The 12,824-nt window shown below is 64.2% G+C and carries 7 protein-coding genes; 2 read left to right on the top strand and 5 right to left on the bottom strand.

Annotated elements, in window-relative coordinates; all coding sequences use genetic code 11:
- Together Poly30_RS14010 and grpE are read right to left on the bottom strand one after the other, a co-directional pair.
- Window positions 1-1,884 (bottom strand): Hsp70 family protein, encoded by a 1,884-nt coding sequence (locus Poly30_RS14010; RefSeq protein ID WP_145198295.1) that lies wholly within the window; start codon window positions 1,882-1,884, stop codon window positions 1-3.
- 16 nt (window positions 1,885-1,900) lie between these two features.
- On the bottom strand, window positions 1,901-2,431 hold the full coding sequence (gene grpE / locus Poly30_RS14005) for a nucleotide exchange factor GrpE (RefSeq protein WP_145198293.1): 531 nt from the start codon (window positions 2,429-2,431) through the stop codon (window positions 1,901-1,903).
- A gap of 1,187 nt (window positions 2,432-3,618) precedes the next feature.
- On the opposite strand from grpE, the gene Poly30_RS14000 reads away from it, so the two are divergent.
- Window positions 3,619-4,152, top strand: a complete 534-nt coding sequence (locus tag Poly30_RS14000; protein ID WP_145198291.1) for a hypothetical protein — start codon at window positions 3,619-3,621, stop codon at window positions 4,150-4,152.
- Between the two features lie 972 nt (window positions 4,153-5,124).
- Window positions 5,125-7,242, top strand: a complete 2,118-nt coding sequence (locus Poly30_RS13995; protein WP_145198290.1) for an MSCRAMM family protein — start codon at window positions 5,125-5,127, stop codon at window positions 7,240-7,242.
- A 109-nt stretch (window positions 7,243-7,351) separates the two neighbouring features.
- On the opposite strand, the gene Poly30_RS13990 is transcribed toward Poly30_RS13995, so the two are convergent.
- The 3 genes from Poly30_RS13990 to Poly30_RS13980 form a co-directional block, all read right to left on the bottom strand.
- Window positions 7,352-10,789: a DEAD/DEAH box helicase gene (locus tag Poly30_RS13990; protein WP_145198289.1), complete on the bottom strand. Its 3,438-nt coding sequence runs from the start codon at window positions 10,787-10,789 to the stop codon at window positions 7,352-7,354.
- Window positions 10,790-10,870: 81 nt separating this feature from the next.
- On the bottom strand, window positions 10,871-11,440 hold the full coding sequence (locus Poly30_RS13985; RefSeq protein ID WP_145198287.1) for a hypothetical protein: 570 nt from the start codon (window positions 11,438-11,440) through the stop codon (window positions 10,871-10,873).
- 68 nt (window positions 11,441-11,508) lie between these two features.
- Entirely contained in the window at window positions 11,509-12,777 is a 1,269-nt protein-coding gene (locus Poly30_RS13980) for an IS256 family transposase (RefSeq protein ID WP_145198285.1), read from the bottom strand.
- Between the last annotated feature and the right edge of the window lie 47 nt (window positions 12,778-12,824).

Below are 12,824 nucleotides of genomic sequence, written 5' to 3'. Positions count from 1 at the left end.
TCAGAGGTAGATCCCGAGGGCGAACATGCGGTCCGAGAGTTCGTCGTAGTGCTGCAGCGCGGTCTCGCGATCTCCGCCCTTGACCGCCACGAGCCCCGCGCCGGCGGTCTTCGCCAGCTCGGCCGCCGCGTCGGGAAACTCCCTTGCCACCTTCTTCTCGTGCTTCAGGAACTGTTCGAACGAGTCCTTGGCCTCCCGCAGATCCTCCGTCAGGGGCGCGCCGTCACCGCTCACCGTGGTCGTCGACGGCACATCGCCCTCGTCCTCCCAGCGTTCGAGGTCGTCGGCGGTCGCGCGCCAGTCCACGTCCTGCTTCAGGTAAGGATCCGGATCGGTCCCGTCACCGGGGACCATGTTTTCCTCCTTGATCGCGACCCAGAGGTCCGCTCGCGCCTCTTCGGACTCGGCGCCACCGACCACCACCTGGCCGTCGACGGAGCGACCGGAGATCTCGTCGGTCACCCGAATGGACACGAGCCCCGACAGGTCGTGCCGGAACTCGACGGCAATCGGTCGTTGGAGCTTTCCGCCGGGCGCGGGCGGTAGATCGTTGATCACCACGACTCCGAGCGGCGTGTTCCGGAGCGGATTCGGATCGCCGCCCTGCAGCACGGGAATCCGGAGCTCCCGCTGCGTGGGGTGGGTCGTGTGGAAGCGCTGGGTATGCCGGCTCGGGAGCGGAGCGTTCCGGGGCGTGATGATCGAGGACACGAAGTGGTCCGGGCTGCCCGCGGACATCGATGGCTCGACGGCCGCGATCGCCAGCGGGTACACGGCCACGTCGAGCAGGATCGACTGGATCGGCCCGCCTTCGATGATGCCCGCCTGCAGCGTGGCGCCGAGCGCGACCGCTTCCTGCGCGGGCACGCTGGCGTCCCCTTCCCAGCCATACCGCTTCTGCAGCGCCTCTTGAACGGCCGGGATCCGGCTCGTGCCCCCCACGAGCAGCACCTCGTCCACGTCGCGCGCCTCGACGCCGCCTTCCGCCAGCACGCGGTCGACGCACTCGAACGTGCGCTCCAGGAGCGGCTCCAGAGCCTCCTCCAGCACCCTCCGGTCCAGCGGAAGCTCCAGGTGCTTCGGCGTTCCATCGAGGTCCAGCAGGAACGGCGCGCGCACCGTCGCCTCGAGCGAATTCGACAGCTCGTGCTTCGCGTCGCGCACCGCCGCCAGGAACCGTTGCCGCGCGCCCGGGCTCTTTTGAATCGCAGCCGCAAACCCAGGATCCTCTTCCCGCAGGTCCTGCAGGAGCCCCATCACGAGCGCTCCGTCGAGGTCGTCCCCGCCCAGGTGCACGTCGCCATTCGAGGCTTTCACCTCCACCAGTTCGCCGCTGCATTGGACGAGGCTCGCGTCGAACGTCCCGCCCCCGAAGTCGTAAACCAGCGAAAGCCGCTCGGTCGAATCCTCGAAGCTGTGCATCAGCGCGGCCGCGGTCGGCTCGTTCACGAGCCTCACCACTTCCAGCCCCGCGGCCTCCGCGGCGTTCCGGGTCTCGCTCCGTGCGTCCTGGGGAAACCATGCGGGCACCGTCACGACGACCCGCCGCGGCCGCTCGCCGCTCTGTCGTTCGACTTCATCGGCCAGAAACCGAAGGATCTCGGTCGCGGCCTCCTTCGGAGTCACCTCGCGCCCATCCACGTCAAAAACGTGCCCGGTGCCGATCCGCCGCTTCGTGGACGCGAGGGTCCGTTCGGGGGCGAGCAGCCGCTGGTTCTGCGCCGTCTGCCCGACCAGCACGCCCTCTTCGCCAAACGTCACCACGGACGGAACCAGCCTCGACCCCTCGATCTCGAACAGCCGCGGCCGCCCCTCGACGATGGCCCCGATCGCGGAGCAAGTGGTCCCCAGATCGATCCCGTAAATCTTGTCCGAGTCGCTCATGGTAGGAGTGGGACGTTCATCCCTGGTAGACGGTGACGAGTGCGGTGCGCAGGACGACAGGCGCGCCGCCGGCCGTCGTGGCCCGCCGCACCCAGCCCCGCTGGTGAGTCTTCGCGATGGTGCCCTTCAGCGACGGATCGGGCGCAGCCGCGGTTTCGATGGCCCGGTGCCAACGCGGATCGAACGTGCCCGTTTCAGGAACGACCTCGATGCCCATCCTCCCCACGCGATCGTGGGCGTCGGCAGCCGCCATCTGAAGCCCGCGCCAGACCTCGTCTTCCGCCGCGCTCCCGGATCCACCCCGGTCACTCCGCTGCCAGAACCGTCTCCTGACCGCCCCAAGCCGCCCACGCCGCGTCAACGCAGCGTCCACCGCGTCGATGAGCCCGAGCCAGCCCTCGACAGCCTCTGCCGGCCCACCCCCATGGCCACCCTCGAAGTCACCGCCACCATCCCCTTCTTCCAGCCTGTCGGCGATCCGAGAGACCTTGAGATGAAGCTGACTGATGGCGCGCCCGATGCCGCGGAGGGAAGGATCTGACGTCATGAGCTGGCTGGGAGCACCGCGAAAACCATCGCGCCCGAACGGAGCGCCCGCCCATGATCCCGATCACCCCTATGCCCGGCAAGGGGTCATCGGCCAAGTCCTGTTTACCCCCGCTGGTTGGGTCGAGATCAGACGTCCAGGACGCCCCCCGCTTCGACGGTCACCTGGCGCTCTTCGCCGGTACCTGCACCGCCCGGCGGATTGGAGTGTCTGATGATCTTTGGTCTCGAGTTCGGGTCGCCAACTACACCACCTGCCAGCTGCCGTGAAGCCCCGGAGCATTCCCTGGCTTCCAATTCGACGCTTCGATCTCGAACTGGCTCGGTCGCCCCTCTCAGATCCCTGCTCACCACCTCGCCCTTCCTTGAGCGATTCTTCGCTCGAGAGGCGGGCGAGGGCAACTTTCGCGCCCCTTGGACGACGGATCCCTTGCCGCTGGGCCGAGAGGTCGGGTCGCCGATCACTCCGCCGCAGGCGAGAGCACCCTCACCTGGCTCGGGACGGGATGCCGGGCGATCGGGGACGCTTCTCATCCCGATCGGTGGAATCATGCCGCTCGTCGTTGGATTGATTCTGGAGTTCTGCGATGTGATGCCGCTGGTCGGCGCCGTTGCGAAGAGGGAGAGAGCGAGGATCAGCATCGTCTCGAGCATGTGGTTCCTTGGGTTGGCGTTCCGAAGTAGGTGATGCTGCCAACGGTAGCGGTACCGCCGGGTTCTCGCGACGTCGAACGGAGGCCGGGAAGCAGATGCGCCCGGATCGCAGCAGGAAATGGGTTCCGGTCTCCGGTTGCACCAACGCCGCGATGGCGTTCAGTACTTCGAGAAACGGACTTGGTTCTCATCGCGAATGGAGGACAGCACCGGCTTCAGATCTCCTCGCCTCAGATCCCTCAGGGCTCTCACCCGCTTGCCGCTCACCGCGGCAGCCGGCTCTTGCTGGCCCTCTGGACGCGGTGGCCAAGGCTGGCATTCTCGCTACGGCGATCCTTGTCTGCAAAGGTGCTTGCCTTGACGAGCCACGGCACAAGGGTCCGTTGTACGAATCGCTGAGTCTCCATAGCGTCTGTCCGGGAGGACGGCGACCTATACTTGCAACCCCTGCATCAGCGTCGCTACGGAGGTGTTCTTCAGATCAGATTGGTCAGTCATCTGGCGGGGCAGAGGAATTCGTGATAAGACGGGGGCATGGAACTCAAGCCTAGCACTGCCGTCGCGACAGCACTTCGCGCCGCCTTGGCCGAGGACGTCCTCCGCGGTCCAGCCGACGCCCTGATTGCCTCAGCTGAAGCTGCGCTCTTTGACATGAGGGCACTGGCTCCGCCAGATGTCGTTGCATCAAGGGCGTTGCGGGATCACTTGCAGGCCTGTGAGATCGCTGTCTCCGACGAGGTCGCCTTCGAAGACTGGAAGGCATCACTGAGCGTTGTGATTCAGGAGTTCCTGAACGATCCTGTTGGTGCTTTGGACGTAGACTGTGATGAGTTCGTGGGAGGATGTAGCCGGGTCTTTGGACTCGACGAAACGGCCGTCCCGAACCTTCTCCGGAATTTCAGCGATATGGCAGAGGCGAAACGCGTAGGAGTAATGCTGGCCATCGAGCGATCGCCCTCATTTGTTTTCGTGTCGAGACAGATCAGCGCTGCGCCGGATAGCACGCCGTTCGAGGACCCTACGCGATCGCTTCGCGAACTTCTACGCGCCACGATCGCTGAGCTATGACTCCGCCCTACTGTGAGTCTCCACTGCGTTCTGCATCGATCGGACTCAACGACTTCACGCACTCAATAGAGAAAGTCGCGGCGCTCGGGGCCAGAGAGGAGGCCTCTGGACGTCTGCTTCGCTCGCTCTGCGAGCTCGTTGACTCGCATCCTTCCGCTGCGATCAGATATATAGATGTTGGCCAGAGACGCTCAGAGGTTCGAGAAGGAGTGCGAGTGAGCACGGTCCCCATGGAGCGCGTCCATGAGGTTGAACGCGCCGTCGGTACGATCGCACGCGCATTCTGCGCCTTGGAGATGTCGCCTAGAGCGTTCGTGCTGTCGTCGGCATCACTGTTCTCGCTGGGGCAACGCGATGAGGCCGAATCGACAGCTTGCAAAGGACTCCGTCTGTTTGGGATTCAGGCCGAAGGGGCCTTACTCGCCTTGACGGCAGCGATGGCCGCTCGGATGCGAGGGGATTGGGAGACTGCTCGATCACACTACCTGTCGATGCACGACTGCCGGATTGACTCATATCGGCGAATAGCCTTCGCGGCCGCGTCCATCGCGGCAGCCGAGCGGGACGATCTCTCCGCTGCTAGCCACTTCTATGTGGCACTGATGGCCCTTGGCGTGGAAACTGGCCATCGCATGATCAGGCAAGTTGCTACCATACGCTTGGAACGCGGCGATGGCGAGTGCATAGAGAGGGCACTAGCTCAGCTGCTTCATTATTCCTGGATCAAGCCCCTTCGGCCTAATGCCTGATTTGAAGAAGCGTCTTTTCGCTGGCTTACTGCTCCTGCTGTTCGCTCCGAGCGTGGTGGCAGAGAATGTGGCGCCTTGCGCGTCTCTAGAGCCGAGTTCCCCAGCGGTGAACCGGTTCGGCGTCGGGGCAACCGGGAGCCGGACCAACTCTCAGCAACCCGCGAGAGGATTCGGCGGTTCTCCCGGCGGATCGGGATCTGGCTCTGGATCAGCAGGTTAGGCGATGAAGCGACTGTTCCTGGCCGTGTTCATTCTGTGTGGCTCCGTCGGATTCTTGCTGCACCAAGACAAGTCTCCGCCGATGGGCGTTGGCCGTTCCGACGCAAACACCATCGAGATGGTCACTTGCGAGCCCTCGCTTGCCGATCGAACGCATGCGCTTGCAGTAATGCCGTCACAATCGATCGGCCTCGAGTCCTCGGCGGCTGCACGACCCGGCCGGGAAGACTTGAGTTTCGCTCAAGGCGAAGTTGCGTCCAAGTCTCCCGGGACGCTCATCGGAGGACCGGACGCAACGTCGGGTCGCTTCAAAGCCCATTTCTCTATCCTCGGCGTAAGTGCCCCAAGTGCAGGCGCTGTCGTGTGCTGGGCTCAAGGTTGGGACGAAGGCCATTCAGTTCCATGCCCCGATGATGGGAACGTCGCAGCCGTAATACTTGTCACGCCTGGACGCTGGGTGGCGGCGTTCGTCGATGCGGCAGGAGCGTATGGTGAAGCTCGTTGGTTCGACGTTGTCTCATCCGATGTGCATGTCCAACTTGCTGCACCCGGCACGTTCCAGATGTCATTCACGGCGATCGATGGCTCGGACGGAGAGCGCTTGTCCGGAGTTTCGTTGGATGCCAGAAGGGTGGACTTGTCAGAGCCCTTCTTGAGTGACTCCGCAGGGGAAGCGAGCCGTTACGAGGTCAAGACCGACGAAGCTGGCTTCGGACAGATCGATGGGTTTCAGTTTGGTGAGTACAATTTCTTAGCCTCGCTTCCTGGTTTCGAGTCGCAGGAGTTCACGCTTTCTCTTCCCGGCCCATTTTTCGGCCAAGTAGAAGCTAGCGGTAGAGCCGACTTGGGGACACTCTCGATGACTCGACTGACGCCGTTTTCCGTTCAGCTGAAGGGACATGAAGACTGGGGAGGAGCCGCTGGTTTTTCCATCGCCCATACGCATCAGGGAAACCGAGCCTACTTCGGCCCTGATGGACTCGCCCAGCTGGAACTCGGCTGGTTCTCCGAACCTCTCTATCTGAAAATGTGGTTCCCTGGCGACGATCAGGAGGCAATTGCCTACTTGGATGGCGGCATGCCGCCGGACGGCGAGCCTTGGATCATCGATGTTGCCAAGGACGTCACCTTGGACGTCGACCTCAGAATTCCCGAAGAGGTTCTCAATCGAATCGACTTGGCGGAGGCGACGCTTCGCGTCACTTTTCGCACCGCGCGCGGTGATTCCACCATGTTGGCGGTCGCTGCAAATGAGCCGGGTGTCTACTCAGTTCCCGGTTTGGCCGGCACTGGCGCGATGGTTCAGTTCGTTGCGTCACTTGATGGAGAGGAGTCAGGCCTTGCTATCGAGAGAATTCGACTCGAGGAAGGGAAGCATTTGAGTTGCGTCTTGGCCGTCGATGCGCTGCCGACCCGCCTGAAGATCGTCGACGGCAACGGCTCGCCGCTGGCAGGGGCCCATCTGGAGCTGCGAGAGCGGCACGGATCGACTTCTTGGGCCTTTGGGGTCACGGCAGATGATGCGGGCGAGCTCTTCGCCGTTCTCCCGCCAAATCTCGAGCTTTCGATGCGAGTCATTTCCAAGGACCGCCAAACGGTGGCTGTTGACAGGACAATCACCTGGGAGCCAAGCGAAGGGCCACAGATTCTTCGGCTAGACGTCATGCCCCCGACGCGGATCAGGGCGACAACTGAGGGGAGGCCCTTGCCCGGCGTCGAGTTCGAACTCTTCGGTGCACATTCGGACCAGACGTTCTTGGTCCTTCGGACTGAAGAAGATGGGCAAACCTCACCAATTCGAGTCGTGAACGAATCGACTGCACGAATCAGATTGGCCTCTCCTGATCTCTGGATGGTCGATGGAGTCGCAGAGGTGCGCTCTGGCGAAAATTCGTTGCGGGTCTACGAAACGGGGCGACTGATTCTGAGCGAACCAGCAGACGTCTACCACGTGGCAGAGAATCAAAGTGTCCAGTCCTGGGTCGCGCGAGGCTTGGTTGAGAAGGTCGGCGGAGCTACGGCGACGTATCGCGTACCGAGCGGCTTGTACAGGATGGTTCGATCGGACGGATCGACTTGGGAAGGGACTCTGCACCCGGGCCAGGTGCTGCAAATTCCCTGATGGGTCCACACGTTCGATGCGTCATAGAAGTTTTGGATCTCCGGATCTTCCCTCTGTCGGGCAAAGTGGTGGCATCGCGAGAGCTCTTGGCCCTTGCTCGCCCTGGTTCCTACGACAACAACCGCTCCAGGTCTCCCCGCGTCAGATCCCTCAGCACCCCCGCCCCCTCTCCGATCACCGCGGCCGCCAGCTCTCGCTTGTCCTTCTGCAGCTCCAGCACCTTCTCCTCCACCGTGTCCTTCGCGATCAACCGGTACGCGAACACCGGCTTCACCTGGCCCATGCGGTGGGCCCGGTCCACCGCCTGCGCTTCCACCGCCGGGTTCCACCACGGGTCCATGATGAACACGTAGTCCGCCGCGGTCAGGTTCAACCCGTGCCCACCCGCCTTGATGCTGATCAGGAAGAGCTGGCACGCGTCGTCCGTCTGGAAACGCTCGACCTTTTCGCCGCGCTTCCGCGTGCTCCCGTCGAGGTACTCATGGGTGAGCCCCAGCGCGTCGAGTCGCGCGCGCAGTACCTTGAGGAACGACGTGAACTGTGAGAAGACCAGCACCTTGTGCCCCTCCTCCGCCAGCTCCTGAAGCCGCGGCAGCAGCTCGTCCAGCTTCGCCGACGACTCCCCGATCAAGGACTCATCCATCAGCGCCGGATGGCACGCGCACTGACGAAGCCGCAGCAGCGCCTCCAGCACCTGGATTTTCTTCTCGCCGGGTAGGGGCTCGGCCGCACCCCCGCCCCCCAGCAGCTCGGCCCGGAAGTGCGCGCGCACCTCGTCGTAGCGCTTGCGCTCCGCCTTCCCCAGCTCGCACATCACCACCTGCTCGGTCTTCTCCGGCAGATCCTTCAGCACCTCGCCCTTCGTCCGCCTCAGGAAGAACGGTGCCAGCGCCCGGGACAGCGCCTCCAGATCCTCAGGACTCCGCCCCGCCTTGGCGAAGCGCTGGAACGCCGTCGACGCCCCCAGCATCCCTGGATTCAGGAATTCGAAGAGTGACCAGAGTTCGCCCAGGTGATTCTCGATCGGCGTCCCCGACAGCGCCAGCCGATGCCGCCCACGCATGAGCCGCGCCGCCTTCGCGGCCTGACTCGATGCGTTCTTGATCGCGGTCGCCTCGTCCAGCACCACGTAGTCGAACGCGACCGCTTCCAGCTTCACCGCGTCCCTCCGCAGCGTTCCATACGTGGTGACGATGAGGTCCCAGCGCGCAGCCTCCGCGGGATCCTCGAGGTCACCTGCGCGCGACAAACGATCCATCCCCGTGTAGTCGAGCACCCGCAGCTCCGGTGAAAATCGCGCCGCCTCCGCGACCCAGTTGAACACCAGCGAGTTCGGCGCGACCACCAGCGTCGGCCGCGCGCCACCCTCGAGTTCCGCCTGCCCGAGCCTCCGCTCCTCTAGCAGCGCCAGCACCTGCACGGTTTTACCGAGCCCCATGTCGTCCGCCAGGCAGCCACCGAGCCCGAGATCGCGCAGGAACCGGAACCAGCCCAGCGCGAGCCTCTGATAGGGCCGCAACTCGCCCCGGAACGATGCCGGCTCGTCCTCCGGTTCGACGCCTTCGAAGCGATCGAGCCGCTCGCGGTAGCCCGTGAACCCGGCGTCCCCGCTGACTCCTTCCCGTCCCGTCAGCAGCGCGTCGAGGATCCAGCCCTGGTTCGACTGGAAGCGCAGACTGTCGCCCTTGGCCTTCCCCGCGAGCTCCAGCAGCCCCCAGCTCTTGAGCCAGTTCTCCGGCAGCACGCCGAACGACCCGTCCCCTAGCCTCACGTAGCGCCGCCCCTTGCGCGCCGCTTCGAGGATCGCAGGCAGGGGCGCCACTTCCTGGCCGTAGCCGAGCCCGGCGTTCAGATCGAACCAGTCAACTCCCGAACTCACCGAACCCTGAAACACTCCGCCCGTTCGATAGAGCACGCCCTCGGCCCGAACTTCCCAGCCAGCCACCAGCGCCTTCTCCACCACCTTCGGCACGTCTTGCAGACGAACCTGGGCATGCCAGGCCACCCAGGTGCCCGAAGGCGCCATGGTTCCCATCCGATGGAGGGTGCTCAGGGCCGCGACCTCGAAGTCCTGATCGCGCCTGATCCAGCCCTTGCCGTCCGCGCGAGCCACAAGGCCCGCGCCGTCGATGGGATCTACCGCGACATGTCCACCCGTCGTCGGCCCGCCGTACACGATCCGCAGGGTGCAGGGGAGCATGTCGCGATAGTGCTCCGGCTTCGTCCCTATCTCCAGCGCGACGCGTGCCCCGCGTGGGTCCGCCTGGTCGACTCCGTCCAGCCCTTCCGGTGGCTCCGCCTCGTCATCCTCCCGTTCCCACGCGCCAAACCCGGTGACGACGAGGTTCTCGACGAGTCGCGCTTCTTCTTTCTTCGGCACGACAAGGGGACCGTTTCGCCAGAGGTCCACGACCCACTGCATCGCTCCTTTCGCGTCGAACCTCGCCAACGTGCTTCCGTACAGGAGGAACCCCGCGCCGAAAAGCCCGTGGGCCGCCTGGAGTGCCATCGTTTCCTCGCCCCGAACGAGATCGCCAGCGAGCGTGACCACGTGTTTGCGCCCGACCTTTCCGGGCTCGAGCTTCAAGCGGAACGCCCAGGGCTCGCCCTCGTCCCACAGGAGCGCGACCGCATCCCTCGGGACCCCTTCCCCACTGAGGAGGAGCCGACCGGTCCGCGACATGCGCGCCATCAGCTCCGTTGCCAGGTGCGGAGGCAGCGTCGCTTCATGGCTCTCCTTGCCTGTGTGACCGTCGAAACGACCGTCTCCCCCACGCGGCCCGGAAGGCACCTCGGTCGCGTGGGGCGCGAGGAGCATGAGAATCTGGCGGTCTTTGCCGCCGAAGTCCTCGCTTCGCGCCGCGGACGCGAGCTTCAACTCACTTCGTACCCCGAACTCGCCGTTCTTCTTGCGGGTGCGAACGTAGGCCTGCACGACGGGAACGCCCTCCCGCTTCGATTGCGCCAGATCGAACACGTACTCGACTCTCTTGGCCTCGAGTAGAGCGCGCCGCCAGACGCCCGGCACCTCTGGCGGAGCTTCGCGCCTGATCCAGGTCAGCCGCCCCTCCCAGTCGTTCGGGTCCACGACAGGCGGCCGCGGCTCGTTCCCGCCTTCATCCTCGTCGTCGTCTTCGTTTTCGTCATCGTCGCTGTACAGCAGGTCGTACTTGCGCAGGATGCGTTCCAGCTCCTCCATCTGGGACTCCTTGCGCCCGGCACCCGTCGTCCCGGCCCGAGCTTTGGGCACCTTGAAGTCCAGCTCCTCGGCGTCGGCCGCGAGCGCCACCGCCCACATATGCTTGCAGGGGCCGCGATCCTCGAACGCCGGGCAGTCGCACTGGCCGCCATACAGCTTGTCCCCGAGGTCGACCTCGACCTCGTAGCGCCAGGTTCCGTGGGCGTAGGCCGCGACACTCGTCTCGTCGATTTCGAGTTCGGAAACCAGGTCCGATTCGAAGTACTCCTCACCCCGCTTGCGCGAGGCGGCGTCGACGAGGGGGCGGAGGTGATGGGAGAAGCGCTTGGTCGTTCGGGAGGGGCTCAAGGGGCGGCCAAGATATCCCAACGGCAGGTCGTGGGGAGCGGTCCTTCCCTCGACGTCCCCAGCTTCCCGAGCCGCACCGGGTCATCGGAGATCCACAGCAGCCCCTGGTGTCACCTCCAGATCAACCGAGGCCTCCTCGCTGAGCTGCCGGAGGTACTGCCCCGCGGGCACGCGAATCGACGCGCCGCCGCCGATCATCGGGGAGCTCTTCACGCGCCCCTCCGCCATCCAGCTCGCCAGATCCACACCGAACTCCACTGAATACAGGGACGCAAGAACCGCCGGGTTGGGGACCTGAATCTCCCCCATCTTCCAGACCTTGAACCCGTTGCGCCCCGGCTGCAGCACAACCTGTCGCACCGGCGCCCAGAGGCTGTCGTCATCGACCTTCACCTCGACCTGACTGTCGGGATGGAGATGGAAAGCCCGTGTCCGGCCACTCTGGTCGGATCGATGCGCAATGTGATAGACCTTGGACTTGGCGAGGAAGTAGGTGAACCAGACTCCCTCCAGCACTTCACCCCCGCAGCTCACCTCGATGAAGGTCGACGTGCTGTCCCCCATCACCAGGTGTGGATCGGGGTTGCCCTGGCTCAGGTCGACGGGAACGTCGAACGCGATGTGGGTGTCCCCGGGAGTCCGAGCCGTCACCAGCCCCGCGGAGGCATCCAAACTCGGAACCGAGGTATTGCCAAGAGTTGTGTTCCAAGAATTCTTGGTCAGGCTGGGACGCTGATCTCCTTGGGGCCTTGGACGAGTCCGTCCTTGAACTGAACGCCCAAGATGAGGGCCCCCAGTTGTTCGTGTCCGTTGAGTCGACGCCACTTGGCCTGGGCGCACATTGTGAGCTTGAAGACCATGGACAGGGTCGCCATGCGCGAGCCGCTGCCCTTCGTGCGGCTGGTCCTCTGTCGGACTGTCGCGAATGTCGACTCGATCGGGTTGCTGGTGCGCAGGTGCCTCCAGTGCTCCGCCGGGAAGTCAAAGAAGGCGAGCATCTCCTCCTTGTCCTTGACGAGGCATTCGACCGCCTTGGGGTACTTCGCGCTGTAGGTCGCGATGAAGGCATCGAACGCCTTGAGGGCGAGTTCCTCGGTCTCCGCCATCCAGATCGCTTGCAGCAGGCTCTTGGCCGTCGCGTGCGCCGACTTCGGGAGCTTGTTCAGGATGTTCGCCATCTTGTGAGTCCAGCAGCGTTGATGGCGCGTCGCTGGCCAGATCTTGCTGACCGCTTTCCAGAAGCCAAGTGCTCCGTCACCGATGGCCAGCATCGGCGCTTCGTCCAGGCCTCGAGCCTTCAGGTCCACCAGCATCTCGGTCCACGATTGCTCGCTCTCACGCGTCCCGTCGTGGATTGCAATCACCTCCTTGCGCCCATCGGGCGTTGCCCCAATAAGTACCAGAATGCAGGCCCTTTCGCCGGTTAGACGCACATTGAAGTAAACGCCATCGGCCCAGACGTAGACGTATCGCTTGCCCTTCAGGGAGCGCTTCTCCCATGCGCTGAACTCGTCCTCCCAGACCTTCTTGCAACGGACCACTGAGGAGGCTGAGAATCCGACAGGGTCGACGCCGAGGAGGCCTGCCAGCACGTCGGTCATGTCGTTGGTCGAGATGCCGCGGAGGTAGAGCCAGGGGATCAGGTCCTCGATGTTCTTGGCCTTCCGCAGGTAGCGCGGGACCAGCTTGCTCTGGAACTTGAGCTCTCCATCATCGGGCCCAGCGTCCTTGACCCGGACTCTCGGCTGTCGGATCGGTAGCACGCCTGCCCCCGTCTGGATCTCGCGCTCGGGGAGGTAGCCGTTGAGAACCACCCGTCGGTTGCCCTTCTCGTCGACCACCGTGCGGAACCGATCGATGTGCTCCTGGGCCTCAGCTGAAATGGCCTCCGCGAGGATCGCCTGCGCCGCCCCTCGGATGAGGTTGGTCAGGGCGTCTTGGGTGATGGTTGCTGGATGAAGTTGGTGAACCGGTGTACTCTCGGTCATGTGGCGTATCCTCCCCGCTGTGGGGCTTGGGTGTCGTGGTAGTGCTT

The organism is Saltatorellus ferox, assembly GCA_007751475.1.
In the GTDB taxonomy this organism is placed as follows: Bacteria; Planctomycetota; UBA1135; order UBA1135.
The sequence above is the reverse complement of the archived record's forward strand: the minus strand, read 5'-3'. Positions and strand labels throughout refer to the sequence as shown.